Origin of the sequence: Pseudomonas gingeri (assembly GCF_013386115.1) — a bacterium.
Classification (GTDB): Bacteria; Pseudomonadota; Gammaproteobacteria; order Pseudomonadales; family Pseudomonadaceae; genus Aquipseudomonas; species Aquipseudomonas gingeri.
Map to the genome: position 1 here is coordinate 297,090 of NZ_JACAOR010000002.1, position 25,246 is coordinate 322,335.

Below are 25,246 nucleotides of genomic sequence, written 5' to 3' on the forward strand. Positions count from 1 at the left end.
GACACCACCATGCAAACCCGTGAAGACATCTTCAATACCCTGCGCGATGCCCTGGTCGAACTCTTCGAACTCGAACCCGAACGCGTCACCCTGGACAGCAACCTGTACCAGGACCTGGAAATCGACAGCATCGACGCCGTCGACCTGATCGACCACATCAAGCGTCAGACCGGCAAGAAAATCGCCGCCGAGGAGTTCAAGTCGGTACGCACCGTCAACGACGTGGTCGAAGCCGTGTTCCGCCTGGTCCAGCCGGCCGCATGAGCCGACTGATCGGCCTGGGCCTGCTGCTGGCCGGCCTGCTGTACCCCTTCGCGGTGTATTTCGGCATGGAGCATTTCGCGCCCTGGCAGTTCGGGCTGTTGCTCGGCAGCCTGTGGCTGGCCCGGGCCCTGACCGGCGAACGCAAGCCCGGCAGCCTGTGGATGGCCCTGTGCGCCATGGCGTTCTGCGGCTTGCTGGCGTTGCTGAACAACCCGTCGTTGCTGCGCTGGTACCCGGTGCTGATCAGCGGCTTCATGCTCGGCCTGTTCGGCCTGAGCCTGAAGTTCGGACCGCCGGTGGCCGAGCGCCTGGCGCGCCTGAGCGAGCCGGACCTGCCGGAGGTGGCGATCAGCTACACACGTCGGGTGACCCAGGCCTGGAGCCTGTTTTTTCTCTGTAACGGCCTGCTCGCGGCCGCGCTGACCCTGTGGGCGCCGCTGAGCTGGTGGACGTTGTACAACGGCCTGATCGCCTACGGGTTGATGGGCCTGCTGTTTGCCATTGAATGGCTGATACGACAACGCGTAAGAGGCCGCGCATGAATTGGATAAACCTTGAGCAACTGCTGCTCGAGACGCACGCCGCACGTGCCGTGACGATGGACCCGCCCCTGGACCAGGCCGACCTGTGCCAGCAGGCCCTGGGCCTGGCCGCCGGGCTGCGGGCCCGTGGCGTGGAGCGCATGGCCCTGCACCTGGAGGACGCCGGGGAACTGGCGATCGCCCTGTTCGGCGCCTGGCGGGCCGGGGTCGCCGTCTTGCTGGTGGCCGACCTGCAGGAGCAGACGCGCCGGCGCTGGGCCGCCGATGTCGACCTGTGGCTGACCGACAGCAGCGCCCTCGCCGAGCTGCGTGCCGAGGCCCTGGCCCCGGCCGCGCTCGATCTCGATGCCTGCCGCCTGAGCCTGTGCACCTCCGGCTCCAGCGGTGAACCCAAGCGCATCGAAAAAAGCCTGCGGCAACTGGCCAATGAAGTGCGGGCCCTGGAACAACTCTGGGGCGCCGACCTCGGCCAGGCCTGCATCATCGGCAGCGTCGCCACCCAGCATATCTATGGCCTGTTGTTCCGCGTGCTCTGGCCCCTGTGTGCCGGCCGCCCCTTCGTGCGCACGCAACTGGCCTTCCCCGAGGACCTGCAACGCGCCAGTCGCCAGCATCCGCAGTTCGCCTGGGTCGCAAGCCCGGCCCTGCTCAAGCGCATGGGCGACAACCTCGACTGGCCGGCCCTGAGCCAGGTACGCCGGGTATTCTCCTCCGGCGGCGCCTTGCCGGAAGACGCCGCCGACAGCCTGCGACAACGCTTGCAGCAATGGCCGACCGAAATCCTCGGCAGCTCGGAGACCGGCGGTATCGCCTGGCGCCAGGGTGCCCGGCTGTGGCAGCCCTTCGCCGATGTACAACTGGATCAGGACGCCGATGGCGCCTTGCGGGTGGCCTCGCCCTACCTGCCGGCCGGGCATGTCGAGCAGACGGCGGATGCCGTGCGCTTCGAGGCCGATGGCCGCTTCGAGCTGCTCGGTCGGCTGGATCGCATCGTCAAGCTGGAGGAAAAACGCATCTCCCTGCCGATGCTCGAACAGGCCCTGGTGGAACACGCATGGGTCGACGAGGCACGACTGGGTGTGGTCCAGGAAAACCGGGCCTACCTCGGGGCGCTGCTGGTGCTCTCCGAACAAGGCCTGCACGCCCTGCGCAACCAGGGTCGGCGGACGCTGACCGAAACCCTGCGCCGACACCTGCTGAAACATTGCGAAGCCCTGGCGCTGCCACGGCGCTGGCGCCTGCTGCGGCAACTGCCGCTCAACGCCCAGGGCAAGCTGCCGCAAGCCGACGTCCAGGCGCTGCTGCAAGCCCCGCGCCCCAAGGGGCCGGAAGTCCTGGCGCAGAACGAGACGGATGGCGAATGGCTGCTGCACCTCGCCGTGCCGCCGGACCTCGCCTACTTCAGCGGCCACTTCCCGGCCACACCGGTGCTGCCGGGCGTGGTGCAAGTGGATTGGGCGCTCGAACTGGGTCGCGAACGGCTTGAACTGCCGGCGAAATTCGCCGGCATGGAAGTGCTGAAGTTCCAGCAACTGGTGCGCCCCGGCGACCGGATCGAACTGAGCCTGCGCTTCGACCCGGAACGCAGCAAACTGCACTTCGCCTTTCGCAACGCCAGCGCCGCCTGCTCCAGCGGCCGGATCGTGCTGGAGACCGCGCATGACTGAGCTCGACCTTCCTGATGACAGGGTTGCCCCTGTGGGCGCGGGCTTGCCCGCGAACAACGATGACACGGTGTTTGCGCAAGCCCCGCAAAGGCAGCCCGACCGCCTGCACAAGCCATGTGCCGTGATCCCGGTCTACAACCACGAGACCGCCGTGCCCGCCGTGGTCGAAGCGCTGCTGGCCGCCGGACTGCCCTGCGTGCTGGTCGACGACGCCAGCAGCCCGGCCTGTGCCAAGGTGCTGGAACAACTGGCCGAACACGAGCGGATCTTCCTGGTCAGGCTGCCGGTCAACCAGGGCAAGGGCGGTGCGGTCATGGCCGGGTTGCGGGAAGCCTCGCGCCTGGGCTTCAGCCACGCCCTGCAGGTGGACGCCGACGGCCAGCACGACCTGCACGATGTCGCGACCTTTCTCGACGCCTCCCGCAGCCATCCCGGGGCGTTGATCTGCGGCTATCCGCAATACGATGAGAGCGTGCCCAAGGGTCGCCTCTACGCCCGCTACCTGACCCACGTCTGGGTCTGGATCAACAGCCTGTCGCTGCAGATCCCCGACTCCATGTGCGGTTTCCGGGTCTATCCGCTACCGCCGGTGCTGGCCCTGATCAACAGTGCCCGGCTCGGCAAGCGCATGGACTTCGACCCGGAAATCCTCGTGCGCCTGGCCTGGCGCAACCAGCCCATGCGCTGGCTGCCGACCCGGGTCCATTACCCGCAGGACGGCCTGTCGCATTTCCGCCTGTTCCACGACAACGCGCTGATTTCCGGGATGCACACCCGGTTGTTCTTCGGCATGCTGCTGCGCCTGCCCGGCATCCTCTGGCGACGGTGGCGGGCATGAGCGATACGCAGAAACACTGGGCCGACCGCCAGGAGCGCGGCAGCTTCTGGCTGATGAAGCTCACCGCCTTCGGCGTCAGGGTCCTGGGCCGGCGCCTGCTCAGCCCGGTGCTGCACGGCATCGTCCTGTACTTCTTCCTGTTCGGTCGCACCGCCCGCCACAGCGCCTGGCAATACCAGCAGCGCCTGGCGGCCTGGAGCGGGCAGAAGGCTCTGCAGCCGACGCGCCTGAACGTCTTCCGCCAGTTCATGGCCTTTGCCGACGCGCTGCTGGACAAGCTCGACGTCTGGAACGGCAAGCTGAGCCTCGAGCAGATCGAGATCGTCGACCCGGCGCTGCTGCGCAATCAGCTGCGCGGCGAACGCGGGCAGATGCTGGTGGGCGCCCACCTGGGCAACCTGGAAGTCTGCCGCGCCCTCGCCGAGCTGGGGGAAAAGGTCACGATGAACGTGCTGGTGCACACCAAGCACGCCGAACGCTTCAACCGCCTGCTGGGCGAGGCCGGCGCGACCAACCTGCGCCTGATCCAGGTCAGCGAGCTGGACCCGGCGATCATGCTGCAACTGAGCCAGCGCCTGGACCGTGGCGAGTGGCTGGCGATTGCCGGCGACCGCGTTCCGCTGCATGGCGGGCGCAACGTGCGGGTGGACTTCCTCGGTCACCCGGCGGCGTTCCCCCAGGGCCCCTGGCTGCTCGCCGGGCTGCTCAAATGCCCGGTCAACCTGCTGTTCTGCCTGAAGCTCCAGGGCCGCTACCGCATCACCCTCGAACCCTTCACCGACGCCGTGCAATGGAAGCGCAGCGACCGCGAACAGGTCATTGCCCACTGGACCGCCCGCTATGCCGAGCGCCTGGGCCAGTACTGCCTGCAAGCGCCCCAACAATGGTTCAATTTCTACCCTTTCTGGAAGACCGATGACGACGCATCCGCTTGAGCCGGTAACCTTCGGCGAACTCCCGCTGCGCATCGAAGACGTGCTGGCCCTGGCCAACCGTCAGGTGCCGACGCAACTGCAAAACGATCCGGCCTACCGCCAGCGCATCGCCAAGGGCGCGCAGTTCCTTGATTCGCTGCTGGACAAGGAAGGCGTGATCTACGGCGTCACCACCGGCTACGGCGACTCCTGCGTGGTCGCGGTGCCCTTGCAGCATGTCGAGGCCCTGCCCCGTCATCTCTACACCTTCCACGGCTGCGGCCTGGGCAAGCTGCTCGATCCGCAGGCCACCCGCGCCGTGCTCGCGGCCCGTCTGCAGTCGCTGTGCCACGGTGTCTCCGGGGTGCGCGTGGAACTGCTGGAACGCCTGCAGGCGTTTCTCGACCAGGACATCCTGCCGCTGATTCCCGAAGAGGGCTCGGTGGGCGCCAGTGGCGACCTGACGCCGCTGTCCTATGTGGCCGCGACCCTGTCCGGCGAACGTGAAGTGCTGTTCCGTGGTGAACGCCGCCAGGCCTGCGACGTGCACCGCGAACTTGGCTGGGCCCCACTGGTCCTGCGGCCCAAGGAAGCCCTGGCGCTGATGAACGGCACTGCCGTGATGACCGGCCTGGCCTGCCTGGCCTTCGCCCGCGCCGACTACCTGCTGCAACTGGCGACCCGTATCACCGCGCTGAACGTCGTGGCGCTGCAGGGCAATCCGGAGCATTTCGACGAGCGCCTGTTCGCCGCCAAGCCACACCCGGGGCAGATGCAGGTCGCCGCCTGGCTGCGCAAGGACCTGGCCATCGATGCCCCGACCGCGCCGCTGCACCGCTTGCAGGACCGCTACTCGCTGCGTTGCGCGCCCCACGTCCTCGGCGTGCTGGCCGACAGCCTGGGCTGGCTGCGCGGCTTTATCGAGACCGAACTGAACAGCGCCAACGACAACCCGATCATCGACGCCGAGGAAGAGCGCGTGCTCCACGGCGGGCATTTCTATGGCGGGCATATCGCCTTTGCCATGGACAGCCTCAAGACCCTGGTGGCCAACGTCGCCGACCTGCTCGACCGCCAGCTCGCCCTGCTGGTGGACGTACGCTACAACCACGGCCTGCCGAGCAACCTGTCCGGCTCCGAGGCCGAGCGGGCGATGCTCAACCACGGTTTCAAGGCCGTGCAGATCGGCACCAGCGCCTGGACCGCCGAAGCCTTGAAAAACACCATGCCGGCCAGCGTGTTCTCGCGTTCCACCGAATGCCACAACCAGGACAAGGTGAGCATGGGCACCATCGCCGCCCGCGACGCGATCCGGGTGCTGGAGCTGACCGAGCAGGTCGCCGCCGCCACCCTGCTGGCCGCCAACCAGGGCGTCTGGCTGCGCAGCCGCGAAGCCGACGCCCGCCCGCTGCCACCGGCCCTGGCGGCCATGCGCGAAGAGCTGGCCCGGGACTTCCCGCCGGTGATCGAGGATCGCGCCCTGGAAGCCGAGCTGCGCCTGTGCCTGCAACGCATTGCCGAGCAACACTGGAGGCTGCATGCGTAGCCGCGGCGTGCTGCAGGTCGATACGGAAATCCTCGTGCCGTTCTTCGACGTCGACACCATGAACGTGGTCTGGCACGGCCATTACGTGAAGTACCTGGAAGTGGCCCGCTGCGCGCTGCTGGACCATATCGGCCACAACTACGCGCAGATGCTCGAATCGGGCTACGCCTGGCCGGTGATCGACCTGCAACTGCGCTACGTGCGCGGTGCGGTGTTCGGTCAGAAGATCAACGTGCGGGCCGACCTGGTGGAGTGGGAAAACCGCCTGAAGGTCAATTACCTGATCACCGACCTCGCCAGCGGTGAACGCCTGACCCGCGCCAGCACGGTGCAGGTCGCCGTGGATATCAACAGCCGCGAGATGCTCCTGGCCTCACCCCGGGTGTTTGTCGACGCGGTCGAGAAGGTGCTGGCATGAACATTCAGGTACGCCACAAAACCTGTAGGAGCCGGCTTGCCGGCGATAGCATCAGCAAAGTCATCGCGAGACTCAAAGGCCTCATCGCCGGCAAGCCGGCTCCCACAATGACCGTGCGCGGCCTGCTGCTGATGCTCTGCCTGGGCCTGTCCGCCCACGCAGCGGCTTTCGACCTGCAGCAACTGAGCGATCAGTTGGCGAAGCCGACCGTGATCCACGGTAGCTTCATCCAGGAAAAGCACCTGCGGGCCCTGCCGAAACCGCTGACCAGCAAGGGCACTTTTGTCCTGGCCAGGGACCATGGCCTGCTCTGGCTGCTCAAGACCCCGCTGCAACAGGACTACCGCATCAGCGCCAAGGGCATTGCCCGGCGCGATGCCGGCGGCTGGCAGATGGTCCCGAACAAAAGCGCCGGCGCCGAACAGAACCGCTTGTTCATTGCCGTGCTGCAAGGCGACAGCAGCGGCCTGCAACGGGACTTCGAACTGCAACTGCAAGGCGACGCCAAGGCCTGGCAACTGGTGCTGATCCCACGCTCCGTGCTGCTCAAGCAGATCTTCACCCGCATCAATATCGACGGCGGCGAGCTGGTACAGCGTATCGAGCTGCTGGAAACCCAGGGCGACAGCACCGTCCTGCGCATGCAGGACAGCACGGCGAACCTGCCATTGAGCGACGCGGAGCAGCATGACTTTGCCGAGTGAACGCCTGCTGCCGCGCCTGTTCCTGATCCTGCTGCTGGCGGTGCTGGCGCTCGCCGGCTGGCAATGGCGGCACGGCGCGCCGCTGTCGGCCAACCTGATGGAACTGGTGCCGGGCTCCTCGCCCGATGCCCTGGACCTCAAGGCCGAACAGCGCATGCAGGAACCACTGAACCGGGAAATGCTGGTCCTGGTCGGCCAGGCCGATCGCCAGAAAGCCATCGCCATGGCCCGCCAACTGGGTGAGCAATGGCAGGCCAGCGGGCTGTTCGAAAAGGTCCAGTGGGACCTGCAGGCCGATCTGCCCGCCTTGCGCCAGCAACTGCTGAACGGCCGCCTGGCCATGCTCGCCGCGAAGGATCGCCGGCAGTTGATCGACGATCCGGCGGCCTTTATCCAGCAACGGCTGCAGGCGCTGTATGACCCCTTCACCGGCTTCAGCCTGGTGCCGAGCCAGGATGACTGGCTAGGCCTGACCGGACGGATCCAGAACAGCCAGCCGCAGCGTGGCGCGGTGCAACTGGACATCGGCAGTGGCGCCCTGGTGGCCGATGCCGACGGCAAGAGCTGGGTATTGCTGCGGGCGCGCACCACCGGCAATGCCTTCGATATGAAACTGCCGCTGCAAGTGGCCGAACTGCTCCGGCAAAGCCGCCAGGAAGCGAGCCGGGCCGATGTACAACTGCTGGCCGCCAGCGGCCTGCTGTACGCCGCCAATGGCCAGCAGCAGGCGACCCGGGAAATCACCTGGGTCGGCGGTGGCGCCACCCTGGGCATTCTCCTGCTGTTGTTGCTGGCTTTCCGTCGCTTGCGCGTGTTGCTGGCGTTTGTCCCGGTGCTGGTGGGCATGCTGTTCGGTGCCGTGGCCTGCGTGGCGCTGTTCGGCCATATGCATGTGATGACGCTGGTGCTCGGCTCCAGCCTGATCGGCGTCGCGGTGGATTACCCGCTGCATTACCTGTCCAAGAGCTGGAGCCTGAAACCCTGGCACAGTTGGCCGGCCCTGCGCATCACCCTGCCCGGCCTGACCCTGAGCCTGGCGACCAGTTGCATCGGCTACCTGGCACTGGCCTGGACGCCGTTCCCGGCCCTGACCCAGATCGCGGTGTTCTCCGCCGCCGGCCTGCTCGGCGCCTACCTCAGCGCGGTATGCCTGTTGCCGGCGCTGCTCAAGGGCACCGACCTGCGTCCCGCGCAATGGCCGCTGCGGATCTGCGAAGGCTTGCTGGCCCTGCGCGAACAGCTCCTGAAGAAGCTCGGCAGCCCATTGCTGCTGGTCCTGTTGTTGCTGTTCTGTGGCGCCGGCCTGTGGCAACTGAACAGCAAGAACGACATCCGCCAATGGGTCGGTGCACCGCCACAATTGCAGGCCGAGGCCCAGGCCATTGCGCGGATCACCGGCTACCAGCCGACCAGCCAGTTCTTCCTCGTCCGCGCCGCCGATCAACAGCAACTGCTGGAGCGTTCGGCAGCGCTGGGCAAGCGCCTCGAGCAACTGGTCAGCCTGGAGAAGCTGCAAGGCTACCTGTCGCTGAACCAGCTGGTGAGCCTGCCCAGTGAACAGCAACGCCTGCGTGACTCGCTCAGGCAACTGCCAGGGTACTGGCAACCGCTGCTCGACCTCGGCGTGCCGCTGGCGGCCTTGCAGGGCGAACTGAGCCAGTTGCAGGCCCTGCCGATCCAGGATATCGACAGCGCCCTGGTCGGCCCCCTGGCCGAGCCCTGGCGCGCGCTCTGGCTCGGCCCCAATGCCGACGGCGTGGCGGGCATGGTCAGCCTGCAGGGCCTGAACAACGCCGACCTGCTGCGCGTCCAGGCCATGGACCTGCCGGGGGTACAACTGGTGGATCGTCTCGGCGACCTGAACAAGGTGTTCGCCGCGACGCAGATCAGTGCGGCGGAACTGAAGCTCGCCTCCTGCGTGCTGATCGTTCTGCTGCTGATCCTGCCGTTCGGTCTCGGCGGTGCCTTGCGCATCGTCGCGCTGCCGCTGCTGGCGGCGCTGTGCAGCCTCGCCAGCCTCGGCTGGCTGGGCCAGCCGCTGACCCTGTTCAGCCTGTTCGGCTTGCTGCTGGTCACGGCCATCAGCGTCGACTACGCGATCCTGATGCGCGAACAGATCGGTGGCGCCGCCGTCAGCCTGCTTGGCACCCTGCTGGCGGCGCTGACCACCTGGTTGTCGTTTGGCCTGCTGGCGATTTCCAGCACCCCGGCGGTCAGCAACTTCGGCCTGTCGGTCAGCCTCGGCCTGGCCTTCAGCTTCCTGCTCGCGCCCTGGGCCGGTCGCCAACCCCATGTCACCCCGGTGACGGAGCCCGCGCCATGATGATCCTCCTTTTCTGGGGCATGGCCCTGGTCGCCTTCGCCGTGGCGACGCGCATCGGCCGACAGTTCGGCCTGATCCCGATCGTCAGCCAGTTGCTCCTGGCCACCTTCGGCCTGCCATTGCTGATGCTGTTCTGGATCGAACCGCACTGGCAATTGAGCGGGGCCGCGCTGGTCGCTCCCGACTGGCTGAGGACCGCCTACGGTTTTGCCTTCGCGCTGGTCCTGGGGCATATCCTCAGCGACGTGATCGAACTGAAGATGGACCGCCAGAGCCTGAAGATCGCCCTGCCGAGTTTCTGCGTGCCATTCGCCTGCGGGCTGGCCTGCGCCGTCTGGCTGCTGCCGGAACAGCACTGGCTCAGTTCCCTGGCCATCGGGCTGGTGTTCGCCATCACCGCGATCCCGGTGCTGTACCTGTACCTCAAGCACATCGGCTATCCGCCCGCCGCCACCCGCCGCCTGGTGCAGACCGCGATCCTCATCGACCTGAGCTGCTGGACCCTGTTCGGCCTGGCCCAGGGCAGCCTGCACCTGAGCAGCCTGCTGTTGCCCCTGGCGGGCGCCCTGCTGCCGCTGCTCCTGCACCGGTGCCGGGTGCGCAAGCCACTGACCTACAGCCTGATGTTCTTCGGCCTGCTGGTGGTGGCCGAGCACTACAAGCTCAACGCGCTGATCTTCGGCATCGGCTACCTGTTCTGCATGGCCTGGCTCAAGGTGCCGCTGGTACTGCCATTGCCGGCCGTGTGGATGAACCGCCTGCAGACCGGCCTGGCGATCCCGTTGATCCTGACCTTCGGCATCGTGCAGATCGACGTGCACGGCGGGATGAGCAGCCTGAGCGCCGTGCAGTTCGCCGCGCTGCTGCTGTTCCCGGTGGCGAGCAAGCTGCTCGGCAACTGGCTCGGCCTGCGTTGGGCCAGCCGTTCGTTCCCGGGCGCCAGCCTGTGGAAGGAAAGCCTGCTGCTGAATATTCGCGGCCTGAGTGAAATCGTCTTCCTCAACCTGCTGCTGCAACAACGGCTGATCAGCCCGGCGCTGTACTTCGCCCTGATGCTGATGGGCCTGCTCGCCACGCTGCTGCCGGCCCTGGCGGGCATGAACCGAATCCCCTTCAATAGCGCCGAGACCGGCAAGGAGCCTGTGTGCCAATAGTTGAAACGCAACGCCGCGAAGTCGTGGTGATAGGCGCCGGCCCTTCCGGTGCGATCGCCGCCGCGTTGCTCAAGCGCAATGGCCACGACGTGCTGATCGTCGAACGCCAGCACTTCCCGCGCTTCTCCATCGGTGAAAGCCTGCTGTCCCATTGCCTGGACTTCGTCGAGGAAGCCGGCATGCTCGAAGCCGTCAACGCCGCCGGCTTCCAGTTGAAGAACGGCGCGGCCTTCGCCTGGGGCGAGCGCTACAGTGCCTTCGATTTCGGCCAGACCTTCAGCCAGGGCAAGCCGACCACCTTCCAGGTCCAGCGCGCCGATTTCGACAAGCTGCTGGCCGACCAGGCCGCCCTGCAGGGCGTGGAAATCCGCTACGGCGAGGAAATCGTCAGCGCCGACTTCGAGCGCCCGCAACCGCAACTGCGGGCCCGGCGCGAGGATGGCAGCGAGTACCTGATCGAGGCCGGGTTCGTTCTCGATGCCAGCGGTTACGGCCGCGTCCTGCCACGCCTGCTGGACCTTGAGGCACCGTCGAACTTCCCGGTGCGCCAGGCCATCTTCACCCATGTCGAGGACCGGATCGACGCGCCAGGTTTCGAACGGGAAAAGATCCTCATCACCACCCATCCCGAGCAGCGCGACATCTGGTTCTGGACCATTCCCTTCAGCAACGGCCGCTGTTCCATCGGCGTGGTCGCCGCCGCCGAGCACTTCGCCGGTCGCGGCGACGACCTCGACGCCAGCCTGAAGGGCTTCATCGCCGAGACGCCCAGCCTGCAACGGGTGCTGGCAAACGCCGTGTGGGACACCCCGGCACGGACCATCGGCGGCTACTCGGCCAACGTCAAGCGCCTGCACGGCCCGGGCTTCGCCCTGCTGGGCAATGCCGCAGAATTCCTCGACCCGGTGTTCTCCTCGGGCGTGACCATCGCCATGCGCTCGGCGAGCATGGCCGCCGGCCTTCTGCACCGCCAGTTGCAGGGCGAAAGCGTCGACTGGCAAAGCCAGTTCGCCGAACCGTTGAAACGCGGTGTCGACACCTTCCGCTGCTACGTCGAAGGCTGGTACGCCGGGACCTTCCAGGATGTGATCTTTCACCCTGGCAGCTCGCCGGAAATCCGCGCGATGATCAGCTCGATCCTCGCCGGCTATGCCTGGGACGAGCGCAATCCGTTTGTCAGTGAGCCCAAGCGCCGCCTGCGCATGCTCTCCGAAATCTGTGCGAGCACGCCGGCATGAACAATCAATACCTGAGCGATACCTACGTCGAGGAAACCCGCTTCGGCTTCTGGTTCCTGCGCAGCCATACCTGGCAGCACCACGTGCTGCGCGTGGCGATCAACGACCTGCGCGGCCTGTTCAGTGAAGCTCCGCCGGAAAACCCGGTGGTGCTGGATGCCGGTTGCGGCCAGGGCAAGTCTTTCCAGTATCTGCAGCAGGTGTTCTCGCCGCAGCGCCTGATCGGCCTCGACGCCGACCCGCACAGCCTCAAGCTGAGCGGTGAAGAAGCCCGACGACGCGATATCGCGATCGAGCTGATCGGCAGCGACTGCGCGACGCTGGACGTGGCTTCCGACAGCGTCGATATCCTGTTCTGCCACCAGACCTTCCATCACCTGGTCCAGCAGGATCGCGCCCTGGCCGAGTTCTACCGCGTGCTCAAGCCGGGCGGCTACCTGCTGTTCGCCGAGTCCACCGAGGCCTATATCGATACCTGGGTGATCCGCTGGCTGTTCCGCCACCCGATGCACGTGCAGAAAAGTGCCGCGCAGTACCTGGACATGATCCGCGACCAGGGCTTCGAGTTCGAGGCCCGCAACGTCTCCTACCCGTACCTGTGGTGGAGCCGCGCCAAGGACTTCGGCCTGCTCGAACGCCTGCGCCTGAAAAACCCGCCGCCGGTCGGCCAGCGCGAGGAAACGCTGGTCAACGTGGTCGCGCGCAAGCCGCTCGCAGGTCACACCGAATGATTCGCGCACTGCTGCTGGGCGGCCTTCTGCTGCTGAGCGCCTGCGCCAGCCGGCTGCCGCTGCCCGCACATACCCCGACCCTGGTCCTGCCCCTGCAATTGCATATCCAGCGCGAGCAGGACGGCGCCCGGCAGGACTGGCTGCTGGTGATCCAGCGCGAAGCCGATGGCCTGCGCTGGTCGCTGATGGACCCGCTGGGAATTCCCCTGGCACGCCAGCGCCTGCAGGACGGCGAGTGGCAGGCCGACGGCCTGTTGCCGCCCAACCCGCAGGCCCGCGAACTGTTCGCCGCACTGCTGTTCGCGCTGACACCGCAAGCCGAATTGCCCGCCAACTATCCGGCTGCCCGCCAGCAACCGGCTCAGCGCAGCCTCGGCGAGCAGTGGCAGGTCCGCTATCGCCAACCGCTGGATTTCAGCCTCGACCTGCCGCAAGGTCTGCATTACCGCATCAGCCCGCTGAACGAGGGCACGCCATGACCGCCTACCTGAACGCACTCGGGCTGATCTGCGCCCTCGGCCGCGACAAGCGCGAAGTCGCGCGCAACCTGTTCGCCGGCGACTGCTCGGGCCTGCGCGACGAAAGCGGCTGGGTCCCCGGGCGGGTCTTGCCGGTCGCCGCCGTGCGTGGCGAACTGGCAGCGATTCCGGCCGAGCTCGACGGGCAGAGCAGCCGCAACAACCAGCTGCTGATGGAAGCCACCGTGCAGATCGCCGAGCCGATCCAGCGCGCCATCGACACCTATGGCCGCGAGCGTATCGGTATCGTCCTGGGCACCAGCACCTCGGGCATCGACGAAGCCAGCCGCGGCATTGCCAGCTACCTGCGTGACCGGCAGTTCCCCGACGACTACGACTACCGCCAGCAGGAACTGGGCGCCCCGGCCAACTTTCTCGCCGACTGGCTGCAACTGAGTGGCCCCGCCTATGTGATTTCCACCGCCTGCACCTCCAGCGCCCGCGCGCTGATGAGCGCCCAGCGCCTGCTCGACCTCGGGCTGTGCGACGCGGTGCTGTGCGGCGGGGTCGACAGCCTGTGCAAGCTGACCCTCAACGGCTTCACCTCGCTGGAGGCGGTGTCGGGGCAACGCTGCAACCCGTTCTCGGTGAACCGCAACGGCATCAATATCGGCGAAGCCGCCGTGCTGTTCCTGATGAGCAGGCAGGCCACCGGTCCCCAGCCACTCGCCCTGCTGGGCGCCGGGGCCAGCAGCGATGCGTACCATATCTCCGCCCCGGAACCGAGTGGCCGGGGAGCGACGCAAGCCATGGCCAAGGCCTTGCACCGAGCCGGCCTGCGACCGGACCAGATCGCCTACCTGAACCTGCACGGCACCGCGACCCAGCACAACGACGCCATGGAAAGCCTGGCGGTGGCCGGGCTGTTTCCCGCCGGCGTACCCTGCTCCTCGACCAAGCCCATGACCGGCCACACCCTCGGCGCCGCCGGGGCACTGGAAGCGGCGTTCTGCTGGCTGAGCCTGAGCGCCGACAACCCCACCGGGGCGCTACCACCGCATATCTGGGACGGCCAGCCCGACCCGGCGCTACCGCCGCTTCGCTGGGTCGGCAAAGACGCGAGTCTCGACCCCACCACCCCACGCCGCCTGATGAGCAACTCATTTGCCTTCGGCGGCAACAACGTCAGCCTGATTATCGGAGACGCCCCATGATCGATTGGCCGCTCGCCGAATTGCTGCCCCACGCCGGTGACATGATCCTGATCGATCAGGTCCTGGCGTTCGATGAAGAACAGATCCATACCCGGCTCACCGTGCGCCCCGGCGGCCTGTTCAACCACGCCGACGGCAGCCTGCCGGCCTGGGTCGGAATCGAACTGATGGCCCAGAGCGTCGCCGCCTACGCCGGCTGTCGCGCCCGTGGCGCCGGCCAGCCGGTGGAGCTGGGGTTCCTGCTCGGGACCCGCAGGTTCGAGTGCAATGTGGAACATTTTCCCGCGGGCAGCGAGCTGACCATCCACGCCCAACGCTCCCTGGAAGACGACAACGGCATGGGGGTATTCGAATGCCACCTGACCGGTCCCGACATCCACGCCACGGCCCGCCTGAACGTGTTCCGTCCGCCACAGGCCGCCGCCTATCTCAACGAATCACAGGAATCCAGCCATGACTGAATCCATCCTGGTCACCGGCTCCAGCCGTGGTATCGGCCGCGCTATCGCCCTGCGCCTGGCCCGGGCCGGCCATGACCTGGTGCTGCATTGCCGCAGCGGCCGCGCCGAAGCTGACGCGGTACAGGCCGAAATCCAGGCCCTGGGCCGCAATGCCCGGGTGCTGCAATTCGATGTCGCCGACCGCGCGGCCTGCCGGGAAATCCTCGAGGCCGACGTCGAGGCCAATGGCGCCTACTACGGCGTGGTGCTCAATGCCGGACTGACCCGCGACGGCGCCTTCCCGGCGCTGTCCGAAGAAGACTGGGACCAGGTGCTGCGGACCAACCTCGACGGCTTCTACAACGTCCTGCATCCGGTGATGATGCCGATGATCCGGCGCCGCGCCCCCGGGCGAATCGTCTGCATCACCTCGGTCTCCGGGCTGATCGGCAACCGTGGCCAGGTCAACTACAGCGCCTCGAAGGCCGGCCTGATCGGCGCCGCCAAGGCCCTGGCCATCGAGTTGGGCAAGCGCAGGATCACCGTCAACTGCGTCGCGCCGGGGCTGATCGAAACCGCCATGCTCGATGAAAACGTGCCGGTGGAAGAGTTGCTGAAAATGATCCCGGCCCAGCGCATGGGCACGCCGGAAGAAGTCGCCGGTGCCGTGAACTTCCTGATGTCCGCGGAAGCGGCCTATATCACCCGGCAGGTTCTGGCCGTCAACGGAGGCCTGTGCTGATGAAGCGCGTCGTCGTCACCGGCATGGCCGGCATCACTTCGCTGGGCAGTGACTGGGCCAGCATCGAAACCAACTTCCGCGCCAACCGCAGCGGTATCCGGCGCATGGATGAGTGGAACCGCTTCACCGAACTGAACACCCGCCTGGCGGGGCCCATCGATGACTACGCGGTGCCGTCCCACTGGACCCGCAAGCAGCTGCGCAGCATGGGCCGGGTCTCGCGCTTCGCCGTCGGCGCCGCGGAGATGGCCCTGGCCGATGCCGGCCTGCTGGACAACCCGATCATCCGCGACGGGCGCATGGGCGTGGCCTGCGGTTCGTCCACCGGCAGCACCGACGAGATCAAGGCCTTCGGCATGATGCTGATCAACTCCGTGGCCGAAGGACTGAACGCCAACTCCTACGTGCGCATGATGCCCCACACCACAGCGGCCAATATCAGCATCTTCTTCGGCCTCACCGGACGCCTGATCCCCACCTCCAGCGCCTGCACCAGCGGCAGCCAGGGCATCGGCTACGCCTACGAGGCGATCAAGTTCGGCCGTCTGCCGCTGATGCTCGCCGGTGGTGCCGAAGAGCTGTGCCCGACCGAAGCCATGGTGTTCGACGCGCTCTACGCCACCAGCCTGAAAAACGATGCCCCGCACACCAGCCCGCGCCCCTACGACAGCGGCCGCGATGGCCTGGTGATCGGTGAAGGCGGCGGCATGCTGGTGCTCGAAGAGCTTGAGCACGCGCTGGCCCGCGGCGCCCATATCCATGCGGAAATCGTCGGCTTCGGCAGCAATGCCGACGGCCAGCACGCGACCCGGCCGGAGCAGGTCACCATGCGCCGGGCCATGGAGCTGGCGCTGGAAGACGCCGGCCTCGCGCCGGATGCCATCGGCTACGTGAACGGCCACGGCACCGCCACCGAGCAAGGCGATATCGCCGAGACCCTGGCGACCCAGAGCCTGTTCGGCAGCCGCATGCCCATCAGTTCGCAGAAGAGCTTCTTCGGCCACACCCTGGGTGCCTGCGGTGCCCTGGAATCCTGGTTCAGCATCGAGATGATGAACCGCGACAGCTACGTCCATACCCTGAACCTCGACCAGATCGACCCGCAATGCGGCGAGCTGGACTACCTGCGCGGCGAGTTCCGGCAGATGAGCAACGAGTATGTGATGAACAACAACTTTGCCTTTGGCGGCGTGAACACCTCGCTGGTGTTCCGGCGCTGGTCCTGATTTTTTTAACCCCTCCTGGAGAAAATGGAATGTCTTCCCTGCTTCGCGTTGCACTGATCGCCCTGGCCCTGTTCGTCACCGCCGGCTGTACCAGCAAGAAAATCATCACCCCGACGCGTACCGTCGCGCCACAGATCCAGGCCAGCCAGGAACAGATGAAACAGGCGATCCTCACCACCCTGGTCAAGCGCAAGTGGAGCGTGCAGCGGGTCAACCCGACACAGATCCAGGCCGAGATCACCGTGCGTGAGCAATTCCATGTCGAGATCGACATCAACTACAGCGCCAGCGGCTACAGCATCGCCTACCGCGACAGCAGCGGCATGGACTACAAGGACGGCAAGATCCACAAGAACTACATCCGCTGGGTGCGCCTGCTGGACAAGGGCATCCTGCGCGAGTTGCGCGACCACGACGCCGAGAGCACCGCCCGTGCCATTGGCGTGGGCGAGCCGCAACCGATCAGCCAGTAACCGCGTTTCTTCCCTGCATCAAACAAGGAGTTGACCATGAAAGCAAAAACCTGGGCCGCGGCCGTCACATTGATGTTGTGCAGCCTGCCGGGCCTGAGCCAGGCCCGCGATACCGTGCTGAACCTGCCTTTCGACAAGGTGGTGGCCGAAGCGGTGAGTACCGGCAAGATCGACGGCAGCGTGAAGTTCTACCTGGCAGGCAACGCCCCCAAGGGCAAGATCACCGTGGTCAGCCCGGATGCCGTCACCAACAAGAAGACCAATGCCTTCAACAAGAGCGACGAAGAAGCCTGCGCCTGGGCCCTGCAATCGGCGTTGATCACCCTCAACGACGCGGCGAAGAAAGTCGGCGCCAACGCCGTGACCAACATCGTCAGCTACTACAAGCGCAACGAGACCCGGAGCACGAGCACCTATGAGTGCCACGCCGGTGCGTTTATCGGCGGCGTCGCGTTGAAGGGTGACCTGGCGAAAGTGCAGTAAGCCGGAAATGGCCGGTGGAGCCGGGGGGGCTTCAATCGGCCTGAGCAAGCCTGCGCGACCTCCATCATTCGTTCCCACCTGCTGCGTGGGAACGATCAAAAATCTCAGGCCTGGGGCACCGTCCGCCTGGTCAGCAACTCGACAAACGCCTTGGCCATCGGCGACTTCTGGTCCTTGCGTTGCACCAGCCACACCGCCGACACCGCGTCCGGATCGAGCAAGGGACGATAGACCACGCCGTCGATGCGAATCCGCTGGTAGGACGCCGGCAGCACCGAGACGCCCAGACCCGCCGCCACCAGGCCGATGATGGTCATCGCCTCACCGGCCTCCTGGGCAAAGTGCGGACTGAAACCGGCCTGTCGCGCCAGGGTCATCAGTTGCGCGTACAAACCGCTGCCATAGCTGCGCGGGAAAAATACAAAGGGCTCCAGCGCCAACTCCGACAGGTGCAAGCCCGCCTCGCTGCCCGTTGCCAGCGGATGCTTGGAATTGAGCACCGCCACCAGCGGCTCATGCATCAGCTCGACGACATCCAGCGCTTCGGGCAAGGGCAACGGGCGCATCAGGCCGACCTCGATCGACTCATCCATAAGCCCGTCGGCGACCATCTTGCTGCTCATTTCCCGCAGGTTCAGGTGCACCGCTGGAAAGGACTGGCGGAACGCAAAGAGTACCTGGGGAATCGTCGAGTTGAACGGCGCCGACGAAGTGAAGCCGATCTTCAGTTCCCCCAGTTCCCCCAACTGCGCACGCCGGGCCACATCCGCCGCCTTGTCGACCTGCGCCAGCACCAGCCGCGCCTCTTCGAGGAACAGCCGACCGGCCTCGCTGAGCTCGACCCGACGATTGGTCCGCTCGAACAGCCGCGCCCCGAGCTCCTGCTCCAGCGCCTGGATCTGCTGGCTCAACGGTGGCTGGGAGATCCCCAGCAGCTCCGCGGCACGGCCAAAATGCAGTTCCTCGGCCACGGCGATGAAGTAGCGCAAATGCCGCAATTCCATAGACACCTCATTGAGTCGTAAAACCTATCAAACAGGTCGAACAATATATTGGAAAGAATAGTTAGCCAGCTATATGCTTTTTCCATTGCCTGACCGGCTGCTCCTCCCGAGGTCCCCCGTGAAAACTGCTGTCGCTCCACTCGCCCACGAAATCCCCCCCAGCGCGCTGGACGATGTTGTCGCCCAACTCAACGATACCTATATCGAAAAAGGCACACCGGCGTTCATGCGCACGGTCCTGGCGCTGTTCTCCGGCGGCTTCGCCACCTTCGCCCTGCTGTACTGCGTGCAACCGATGATGCCGGTGCTGTCCAGGGAATACGGCATCAACGCGGCCCAGAGCAGCCTGATCCTGTCGGTGGCGACCGCGATGCTTGCCATCGGCCTGCTGATCACCGGACCGATTTCCGACAGCCTCGGGCGCAAGCCGGTGATGGTGGTCGCCCTGTTCGGCGCGGCGCTGTTCACCATCCTCGGGGCGTTCATGCCCAACTGGCAGGGCGTGCTGCTGATGCGGGCGCTGGTGGGGCTGTCGCTGAGCGGCCTGGCGGCGGTCGGCATGACCTACCTGAGCGAGGAAATCCATCCCCAGCACATCGGCCTGGCGATGGGCCTGTATATCGGCGGCAACGCCATCGGCGGGATGAGCGGGCGACTGATCATCGGCGTGCTGATCGACTTCGTCAGCTGGCACACCGCCCTGCTGGTGATCGGCGGCCTGGCGCTGATCGCGGCGACCGTGTTCTGGAAGATCCTCCCGGAATCACGCAACTTCCGTCCGAGCAAACTCAATACCCGCAGCCTGCTCAACGGCTTCACCATCCATTTTCGCGACGCCGGCCTGCCGTGGCTGTTTGTCGAAGGCTTCCTGCTGATGGGGGCCTTCGTGACCCTGTTCAACTACATCGGCTATCGCCTGCTGGCCGAACCCTACGGCCTGAGCCAGGCCTTTGTCGGCCTGCTGTCGATCGTCTACCTGTCGGGGATCTACAGCTCCGCGCAGATCGGTTCCCTGGCCGACAAACTGGGCCGGCGCAAGGTGCTGTGGGCGATGATCCTGATCATGCTGGTGGGGATCGCGCTGACGATGGCCATGCCGCTGCCGGTGGTGATCGTGGGTGTCCTGCTGTTCACCTTCGGTTTCTTCGGCGCGCACTCGGTGGCCAGCAGCTGGATCGGTCGCCGGGCCCTGAAAGCCAAGGGTCAGGCATCGTCACTGTACCTGTTCTGCTACTACGTCGGTTCCAGCGTCGCCGGCACCCTGGGCGGCGTGGCCTGGCACTATGCGGCCTGGAACGGCATCGGCCTGTTTATCGGTGGGCTGCTGGTACTGGCCCTGCTGGTGGCGCTGAAGCTGGCGCGGCTGCCGGTGCTGGCGGGCAACCAGTCAGCCTGAGCCCTGGCCAGCCGAGTCAGGGGCTCGTCCACACCACCCTCGCCTCCAGCAGCTTGTCGCGTTTTTCCAGGCTGAGGGTCTGCAACAAGGCTCCGCCCTGTTCGATCTGGTCCAGCCAGCCGAGCAGGGCCAGGGCCTCTCCCGAGATCGTCAGCCGCAGCGACTGTCCGTCCTGGTCCAGTTGCTGCAACTCAAGCCCGGCGGCCAACGCGCTCTCGCCGAGACGGGTCGACAGCGGTTGCGTCGAGGTCGCCCGCACGGTTGCCGGCCGGGCACGCTGCACTTCGGCAGCCAGGGCCCAGCGCTGCTGATACAGGTGCCGGGCCTGCTTCAGGCGCTGTTGTGCCGGTTGCCAGAGGCCGCTGAACAGTGTCGCCGCCAGCAGGAAGACACCCAGCCCGGCCAACAGTTGGCGCTCTCGCCGGGCCAGGCGTTGCCAGCGCTCGACCAGCGCCGGCGCGACAGCGATAGGCACACGCCTGATCATCCGTTCTCCCCCAGGGTCAGCACCGCCTGCACGCGCTTGCGGTCCTTGCTCGCATTGCCCAGCTGGATCGGCAGCGCGCTTTGCCGCCCCCGTTCACGCAGTTGCTCCAACTCGATGAAGCTGTTCGCCGCCAGCACCACCGTCCAGCCCGTACCAACCCGATACTCGATGCGCTGCACCTCGACACTGCTACCGCCGATCACCTGTTCGACCAGTTGCACCAGACGCACCATCTGCCGTGGCGGCTGGGCATCGGCGGCGCCCAGGGCCTTGAGCTGGGCCGACAGGTCGACAATGCGGGTCTGCTCCGGATAGAGCGCCTGGAAATGCCGGACACTCTGTTCATACAACTGCGCGGCGCTGTCTTCGAGATGCCGGCTGCGGGCCTGGGTAAACCCCCAGAACAGGGCGAACAGCGCCAGCGCCGAAGCCACCAGCAGCGGCCAGGGCCGATGTCCGGCGGTGCGGCGGAATGCCCCCTGGAGCAAGTCCGTGCCCTGCCCCGAACCCAGCAACGCGCCGACCGCCGAGTTTGGCTGCCGATCAAGCCAGCAGAGCTCGGCCGGCAGTCGCGGACGCAGGCATTGCAAGGCCGGCTCCGACAACGCCAGGCGCGCCTCCAGTGCCCCGCCCAGCAACCAGCGGCCAGCCCACCAGACCCCGTATGCCCGATCGGCAGGCAGCAAGTCGGCATCGACCTGGACACTGGCGAGTTGCAGGCCCGACTCCCGCAGCACATCGATAATGCCGCGCAGACGCGCCTTGTCGATCACCAGCAAGGGGTAGCGACGCGCCTGATCAGCCGTGCCCACGGCGATATGCAGGTTTTCCAGGTCATCCGCCAACTGCTCCTCGATGGCAAAGGCCAGCGCCTGGACGGTCGGCTGCCGGCGTCCGGGCCACGATTCGCTGCGCAGCCAGCTGCATGCCTCCATCGGCAGGATCACCCGTACGGACTGCCCCGCCCATGCACGGGCGGCTTCGGCCAGGCTGATGTCGCGCGGTTCGCCGGCGTCCTGCCAGCAGGCAACCGGCCAGTCGGCGCCCGGCACATCGAGCCCGGCGGGGTAAAGGTAAAGCCAGTGGTTCATGACGGCGGTTCACTGTGGGTCGGGGCCGGGAAACGGCGTTGTACAACACGCACACGCCGGGTTTTCGCATCACGCTCAAGGTCGCTGACCAGCCGCAGGCGACTGCTCCCGGCGCTCACGTCGACGGTGACCCGGAACCAGCGGCTGCCGACACCCAGGCCGTGGCTGGCAATGCCCCGGCCCTGCAGACCGGAGGCCAGGGCGAAGGCGCCCGCATCGGGGTAACCCCCGGCCGGACGTTGCTGGACCAAAGCCTGTGCCTCGGTGGCGGACAGGCCTTCCAGGGTCGCCAGCAGCAGCGGGCCGGCGGTGTTGACGTTCAGGGTGGCATCGCCCGGCAACAGGGCCACTCGCGGCAGCAGGCGCTGCAGGCTCGCCCCATCCACGCCGGGAAGCAGCCGCAACTGGCTCGGATCGCTGATCCCGGTGCCCCGCAGCGGCGCGAGGTCGATGGGCGCAATCTCCAGCAACGCCAGCAGCCGCGACCAGCGGGCGAGGATCAGCTCATCGGCCTTGCCGGGCCGGAGCAACGGGGTCAGGTTGAAACGCCCGGCCAGATCCTCGATCTCCAGCTGCACGTCGGCATCGGCAAGCGCGAAATCCACCGGCCGCCGCGTCCACTCCTGGGCCAGGTTGACGTTCTCCGATGCCGTCATTTCGGCATTCTGCAGCAACTGCCCGGCCCAGTCCTCCAGGGCAAGTGCCCACTGTCGCAGCTGTACCTGATGGATATGCTGGGCGCTGCTGTGCAAGGTCAGGCGGTGGCTGCGCAGCAGGCTGGCGGTCAGCAGCAGCGCCAGGGCCATGATCAACAGTACGGTGATCAGCGCCACCCCGCGCTGCGGTCCCGGCCTCACGGGCCCTCCGGCAACGGGATGACCCGACGGATCTGTTCGAAGCGCCCGGCGGACAAGGTCACCTCAAGGGCCCGGGGCCGACTGGTCGGGCTCGGCCAGTCAGCGCGCCAGCCGGCCTTGGCGTCGTAGAATCGCCACTGCAACCGCCGTACATCCGCCAACAGAGCCTGGCGCTGGACCGTCGCCAGCTCGGGGCTGCGACTGTCTCGCCACAACCGGCCGTCTTCGAGGCGGTAGCTGATCTCCTGGCGCTCGCTGCGCGGCTGGTCCAGCGGGTTGCGCCAGTTAGCCCGTTGCAGGCTCAGCACACCCTCGCGCAACACCAACGACGCAGTGTCCCCGGACACCACGACCTGCAGGACATCCCGCTCCAGCACACCGATCGCCCGTTGCAGCTTGCGCAATGCCTGTTCATGCAGGGACACCTGGCCCTGGACCCGCACCAGCCCGTCATACAGGCGCCAGCAGCCGAGGCTCAGCAGGCTGAAGATCGCCAGGGCGATGACCAGCTCCAGCAGGGTAAAGCCAGCCTGCCTACTCATCACGCGACACCCCATCCGCGACCGGCAGCCAGCCCGTGCCGCGATGCAACACCTGCGGGCGGTCGCCGAGGCGGACGTCCAGTTCGACCTTGATCAGGCGCTTGTCGAACGCCGGCGTCAGGCGCTGGCTCAAGCGCCACTCACGTCGGTCGAAGTGCCGGACCAGCTCCTGCCGCCCCGGCGCCAACGAGGATTGCAGGCGCAGCTCGGCCAATTGGTTATCCGCCAGCCAACTGGCGAAAAGACGTTCCTGCAGCGTGCCGGCCTGGCGCAGCACATACTGGCTGGCCGACAGCACCGCGGCGGCGAGCAGGCCGAAGATCGCCAGGGCGAGCATGACTTCCAGCAAGGTAAAACCGCGTTCAGCTTTCATCGATGGCCGGATCGCCAAGGCCGTCCCCCGAGACACTCAGCCAGCGCCGTTGCGCGGTTTCGTAGTGCAGGGTGAAGGCACTCATTTCATCGCTGCTGAGTACCAGCAATTGCGGCTGGTTCAGGCGATCACCGAGCTTCAGCGGTCGCCCTTCGAGTTCCAGGCGGAAGTACAGCCCATCGGGCAGCCGATAAGGTGCCCCCGCCGCACGCCAGTCGGGACGCTCGAAGACCACCACCTGATAGCCACTGGCATTGATCCGCAGGCCGAACTCCTGGCCATCGAGCACGGCCTGCTCGCGCAGCTGCTGCAACAGTTGCACCAGTGCGCCGGCTTCATCACGGGCCTGGCGGGCCGGGCTGGGCTTCATGGAGAAGCCGATCAGGCCGACCACCACGCCCATGATCACCACGACCACCAGCAACTCCAGCAGGGTGAAGCCACGCGAACGCCCGTGCATCGGTCAACTGCCCCAGTTGCCGATATCGGCGGCCAGTTCCTCGCCGCCGGACACACCGTCGGCGCCGAAGGAGTAGAGGTCGTAGCCCTTGGCGCGGGTGCCCGGGCTCAGGTACTGGTAGGGCGTGCCCCAGGGATCGACCGGCAGGTGCTTCAGGTAGCCGTGGGGATTCCAGTTCCCTGGTTCCGGCGTACCCAGCGGTTTGCGCACCAGGGCCTCCAGCCCCTGCTGCGTCGAGGGATAGTTGAAGTTGTCGAGACGGTACATCTCCAACGCGGTGCCGATGGCCTGGATATCGGTGCGGGCGGCCGTGACCCTGGCCTGGTCCGTGCGGCCCATGAACTGTGGCACCACCAGCGCGCCCAGCACGCCGATGATCACCACCACGACCATGATTTCAATCAGGGTGAAGCCGCGTTGCACAGAGGTTCGAGAAATTTTCATGGGTCAATTCACCATTTGGTTGAGGCTGAGAATCGGCAGCAGGATCGCCATGACGATCAGCAGCACGACGCCGCCCATCACCACCAGCATTGCCGGCTCGAACAGACTCACGACCAGCGCAATGCGGGCCGCGAGGGTTTTCTCCTGTTGCTCGGCGGCCCGCGCCAGCATGCTGTCCAGTTCGCCCGCGCGCTCGCCGCTGGCGATCATGTGCAGCATCAGCGGCGGGATATCGCCGCTCTGCTCCAGCCCCCGGGTCAGGGTGCCGCCCTCGCGCACCGAGCGGGCGACCTCGAGCATGCGCGCGCGAATCGCCAGGTTGCCGATCACCGTGGCGGAGATTTCCAGGGCATCCACCAGGGGCACGGCGCTCTTGCAGAGAATCGCCAGGGTGCTGGCAAAGCGCGCCGCTTCCACCGCGCGCAACACCCCGCCGGCCAGCGGCGCGCGCAACAGCCAGGCATGCCAGCGCAGGCGCACCCGCTGGCGGCTCAAGGCCAACCGCAGGAGCAGGCCCAGGCCGAGCGCCCCGACCAGGATCGGCACCGCGTGGGCACGCAGGCCGTCGCTGAGGCCGATCAGGCCACGGGTGAGCAACGGCAACTCGCGGCCGCCGTCGATAAAGATCCGCACCACATCCGGCACCACATAGCCCAGTAGAAAGCCGACGATGCCCATCGATGCCAGCAGCAGGATCAGCGGGTAGACCAGCGCCAGCTGGATCTTCTGCCGTGATTGCTGGCGGGCTTCGGTGTAGTGCGCCAGTTGCTCCAGTACCTGCCCCAGGTGCCCCGAGCGCTCGCCGGCCGCCAGGGTGGCGCGCAACAGCTCGGGGAAGGCCCTGGGGAAACCGGCCAGCGCCGAGGACAGCGCATAGCCCTCCATGACCCGGCCGCGAACCGCCGTCAACAGGTTGCCGGCCCGGCGCTTCCCGCTCTGCGCCGCCACGGCCAGCAGGGCTTCTTCCAGCGGCAACCCGGCCTGGATCAGGGTCGACAATTGCAGGGTCAGCAGCGCCAGCTCGGCAGCGCTCAGGCGCGTATCGGCGCCATGGCCGGCGAACGCGACGGACGGGCTCCGGGTCGCTTTCAGTTCGGTCGGCAACAGGCCACGCTCGCGTAACAACTGCCGCGCATGCCGGGCGCTCTCGGCCTGCTGTTGACCACGGCAACGGCGGCCGTGAAGGTCCTGGGCGTGATAATCGAAGGTCGGCATCC

The 25,246-nt window shown here is 66.6% G+C and carries 29 protein-coding genes; 20 read left to right on the forward strand and 9 right to left on the reverse strand.

The features are described from left to right. The first annotated feature begins 9 nt into the window (after window positions 1-9). The 19 genes from HX881_RS06085 to HX881_RS06175 all read left to right on the forward strand — a co-directional run bounded on the left by HX881_RS06085 (window position 10) and on the right by HX881_RS06175 (window position 17,375). Complete coding sequence (locus HX881_RS06085; RefSeq protein WP_010453727.1) at window positions 10-264, forward strand: acyl carrier protein; 255 nt, start codon at window positions 10-12, stop codon at window positions 262-264. After that, complete coding sequence (locus HX881_RS06090; protein ID WP_017126874.1) at window positions 261-806, forward strand: COG4648 family protein; 546 nt, start codon at window positions 261-263, stop codon at window positions 804-806. The genes HX881_RS06085 and HX881_RS06090 overlap by 4 nt, the downstream gene beginning before the upstream one ends. Further along, the gene (locus tag HX881_RS06095; protein WP_177083452.1) at window positions 803-2,473 is read left to right on the forward strand and encodes an ApeI family dehydratase; all 1,671 of its coding nucleotides are present in this window, start codon (window positions 803-805) and stop codon (window positions 2,471-2,473) included. The genes HX881_RS06090 and HX881_RS06095 overlap by 4 nt, the downstream gene beginning before the upstream one ends. A gap of 103 nt (window positions 2,474-2,576) precedes the next feature. Next, a complete protein-coding gene (locus HX881_RS06100) occupies window positions 2,577-3,311 on the forward strand; it encodes a glycosyltransferase family 2 protein (RefSeq protein WP_177083820.1) in 735 nt (244 codons plus the stop codon). Further along, window positions 3,308-4,246 carry a lysophospholipid acyltransferase family protein gene (locus HX881_RS06105; protein WP_177083454.1) on the forward strand — a complete coding sequence of 313 codons (939 nt, stop codon included), beginning with the start codon at window positions 3,308-3,310 and terminating at the stop codon, window positions 4,244-4,246. Before HX881_RS06100 ends, HX881_RS06105 begins: the two co-directional genes overlap by 4 nt. Continuing rightward, window positions 4,227-5,771: an HAL/PAL/TAL family ammonia-lyase gene (locus HX881_RS06110; RefSeq protein ID WP_177083456.1), complete on the forward strand. Its 1,545-nt coding sequence runs from the start codon at window positions 4,227-4,229 to the stop codon at window positions 5,769-5,771. The genes HX881_RS06105 and HX881_RS06110 overlap by 20 nt, the downstream gene beginning before the upstream one ends. Then, on the forward strand, window positions 5,764-6,189 hold the full coding sequence (locus tag HX881_RS06115) for an acyl-CoA thioesterase (RefSeq protein WP_017126879.1): 426 nt from the start codon (window positions 5,764-5,766) through the stop codon (window positions 6,187-6,189). Before HX881_RS06110 ends, HX881_RS06115 begins: the two co-directional genes overlap by 8 nt. Further along, window positions 6,186-6,893 carry an outer membrane lipoprotein carrier protein LolA gene (locus tag HX881_RS06120; protein WP_177083458.1) on the forward strand — a complete coding sequence of 236 codons (708 nt, stop codon included), beginning with the start codon at window positions 6,186-6,188 and terminating at the stop codon, window positions 6,891-6,893. The genes HX881_RS06115 and HX881_RS06120 overlap by 4 nt, the downstream gene beginning before the upstream one ends. Then, window positions 6,877-9,216, forward strand: a complete 2,340-nt coding sequence (locus HX881_RS06125) for an MMPL family transporter (protein WP_177083460.1) — start codon at window positions 6,877-6,879, stop codon at window positions 9,214-9,216. The genes HX881_RS06120 and HX881_RS06125 overlap by 17 nt, the downstream gene beginning before the upstream one ends. Further along, window positions 9,213-10,370 carry a cation:proton antiporter gene (locus tag HX881_RS06130; protein ID WP_177083462.1) on the forward strand — a complete coding sequence of 386 codons (1,158 nt, stop codon included), beginning with the start codon at window positions 9,213-9,215 and terminating at the stop codon, window positions 10,368-10,370. Before HX881_RS06125 ends, HX881_RS06130 begins: the two co-directional genes overlap by 4 nt. Next, complete coding sequence (locus tag HX881_RS06135; protein ID WP_177083464.1) at window positions 10,361-11,608, forward strand: tryptophan 7-halogenase; 1,248 nt, start codon at window positions 10,361-10,363, stop codon at window positions 11,606-11,608. Before HX881_RS06130 ends, HX881_RS06135 begins: the two co-directional genes overlap by 10 nt. After that, entirely contained in the window at window positions 11,605-12,339 is a 735-nt protein-coding gene (locus tag HX881_RS06140; RefSeq protein WP_017126884.1) for a class I SAM-dependent methyltransferase, read from the forward strand. Before HX881_RS06135 ends, HX881_RS06140 begins: the two co-directional genes overlap by 4 nt. Next, window positions 12,336-12,818 (forward strand): DUF3261 domain-containing protein, encoded by a 483-nt coding sequence (locus tag HX881_RS06145; RefSeq protein ID WP_177083466.1) that lies wholly within the window; start codon window positions 12,336-12,338, stop codon window positions 12,816-12,818. The genes HX881_RS06140 and HX881_RS06145 overlap by 4 nt, the downstream gene beginning before the upstream one ends. Beyond that, window positions 12,815-14,011, forward strand: coding sequence for a beta-ketoacyl-[acyl-carrier-protein] synthase family protein (locus HX881_RS06150; protein ID WP_017126886.1), 1,197 nt, complete (start codon window positions 12,815-12,817; stop codon window positions 14,009-14,011). Before HX881_RS06145 ends, HX881_RS06150 begins: the two co-directional genes overlap by 4 nt. Next, window positions 14,008-14,472, forward strand: coding sequence for a hotdog family protein (locus tag HX881_RS06155; protein ID WP_017126887.1), 465 nt, complete (start codon window positions 14,008-14,010; stop codon window positions 14,470-14,472). Before HX881_RS06150 ends, HX881_RS06155 begins: the two co-directional genes overlap by 4 nt. Further along, the gene (locus HX881_RS06160) at window positions 14,465-15,193 is read left to right on the forward strand and encodes a 3-ketoacyl-ACP reductase FabG2 (protein ID WP_177083468.1); all 729 of its coding nucleotides are present in this window, start codon (window positions 14,465-14,467) and stop codon (window positions 15,191-15,193) included. Before HX881_RS06155 ends, HX881_RS06160 begins: the two co-directional genes overlap by 8 nt. Then, window positions 15,193-16,419 carry a beta-ketoacyl-ACP synthase gene (locus HX881_RS06165; RefSeq protein ID WP_177083470.1) on the forward strand — a complete coding sequence of 409 codons (1,227 nt, stop codon included), beginning with the start codon at window positions 15,193-15,195 and terminating at the stop codon, window positions 16,417-16,419. Before HX881_RS06160 ends, HX881_RS06165 begins: the two co-directional genes overlap by 1 nt. Window positions 16,420-16,448: 29 nt before the next feature. Further along, window positions 16,449-16,892 carry a hypothetical protein gene (locus HX881_RS06170; RefSeq protein WP_017126890.1) on the forward strand — a complete coding sequence of 148 codons (444 nt, stop codon included), beginning with the start codon at window positions 16,449-16,451 and terminating at the stop codon, window positions 16,890-16,892. Between the two features lie 36 nt (window positions 16,893-16,928). Next, a complete protein-coding gene (locus HX881_RS06175) occupies window positions 16,929-17,375 on the forward strand; it encodes a hypothetical protein (RefSeq protein ID WP_017126891.1) in 447 nt (148 codons plus the stop codon). Window positions 17,376-17,479: 104 nt separating this feature from the next. Here HX881_RS06175 and HX881_RS06180 read toward each other — a convergent pair whose 3' ends face one another. Next, window positions 17,480-18,379, reverse strand: a complete 900-nt coding sequence (locus tag HX881_RS06180; protein WP_017126892.1) for a LysR family transcriptional regulator — start codon at window positions 18,377-18,379, stop codon at window positions 17,480-17,482. 151 nt (window positions 18,380-18,530) lie between these two features. On the opposite strand from HX881_RS06180, the gene HX881_RS06185 reads away from it, so the two are divergent. After that, a complete protein-coding gene (locus tag HX881_RS06185) occupies window positions 18,531-19,775 on the forward strand; it encodes an MFS transporter (RefSeq protein ID WP_420902250.1) in 1,245 nt (414 codons plus the stop codon). A 16-nt stretch (window positions 19,776-19,791) separates the two neighbouring features. Here the strand turns inward: HX881_RS06185 and gspM are convergent, their stop codons facing one another. Genes gspM through gspF form a run of 8 tightly spaced genes read right to left on the reverse strand, consistent with a single transcriptional unit; the run spans window position 19,792 to window position 25,244 of the window. Further along, complete coding sequence (gene gspM / locus HX881_RS06190; RefSeq protein ID WP_177083472.1) at window positions 19,792-20,262, reverse strand: type II secretion system protein GspM; 471 nt, start codon at window positions 20,260-20,262, stop codon at window positions 19,792-19,794. Further along, window positions 20,259-21,353 carry a type II secretion system protein GspL gene (gspL, locus tag HX881_RS06195; protein ID WP_177083473.1) on the reverse strand — a complete coding sequence of 365 codons (1,095 nt, stop codon included), beginning with the start codon at window positions 21,351-21,353 and terminating at the stop codon, window positions 20,259-20,261. The genes gspM and gspL overlap by 4 nt, the downstream gene beginning before the upstream one ends. Beyond that, window positions 21,350-22,210 (reverse strand): type II secretion system protein GspK, encoded by an 861-nt coding sequence (locus HX881_RS06200; RefSeq protein WP_343054705.1) that lies wholly within the window; start codon window positions 22,208-22,210, stop codon window positions 21,350-21,352. The genes gspL and HX881_RS06200 overlap by 4 nt, the downstream gene beginning before the upstream one ends. Next, window positions 22,207-22,752: a type II secretion system minor pseudopilin GspJ gene (gene gspJ / locus HX881_RS06205; RefSeq protein ID WP_177083475.1), complete on the reverse strand. Its 546-nt coding sequence runs from the start codon at window positions 22,750-22,752 to the stop codon at window positions 22,207-22,209. The genes HX881_RS06200 and gspJ overlap by 4 nt, the downstream gene beginning before the upstream one ends. Further along, a complete protein-coding gene (gene gspI, locus HX881_RS06210) occupies window positions 22,745-23,125 on the reverse strand; it encodes a type II secretion system minor pseudopilin GspI (RefSeq protein ID WP_177083477.1) in 381 nt (126 codons plus the stop codon). The genes gspJ and gspI overlap by 8 nt, the downstream gene beginning before the upstream one ends. Further along, the gene (gene gspH, locus HX881_RS06215; RefSeq protein WP_177083479.1) at window positions 23,115-23,585 is read right to left on the reverse strand and encodes a type II secretion system minor pseudopilin GspH; all 471 of its coding nucleotides are present in this window, start codon (window positions 23,583-23,585) and stop codon (window positions 23,115-23,117) included. The genes gspI and gspH overlap by 11 nt, the downstream gene beginning before the upstream one ends. 3 nt (window positions 23,586-23,588) lie before the next feature. Further along, entirely contained in the window at window positions 23,589-24,029 is a 441-nt protein-coding gene (gene gspG, locus HX881_RS06220) for a type II secretion system major pseudopilin GspG (RefSeq protein ID WP_177083481.1), read from the reverse strand. A gap of 3 nt (window positions 24,030-24,032) precedes the next feature. Next, window positions 24,033-25,244 carry a type II secretion system inner membrane protein GspF gene (gene gspF / locus HX881_RS06225; RefSeq protein WP_177083483.1) on the reverse strand — a complete coding sequence of 404 codons (1,212 nt, stop codon included), beginning with the start codon at window positions 25,242-25,244 and terminating at the stop codon, window positions 24,033-24,035. Between the last annotated feature and the right edge of the window lie 2 nt (window positions 25,245-25,246).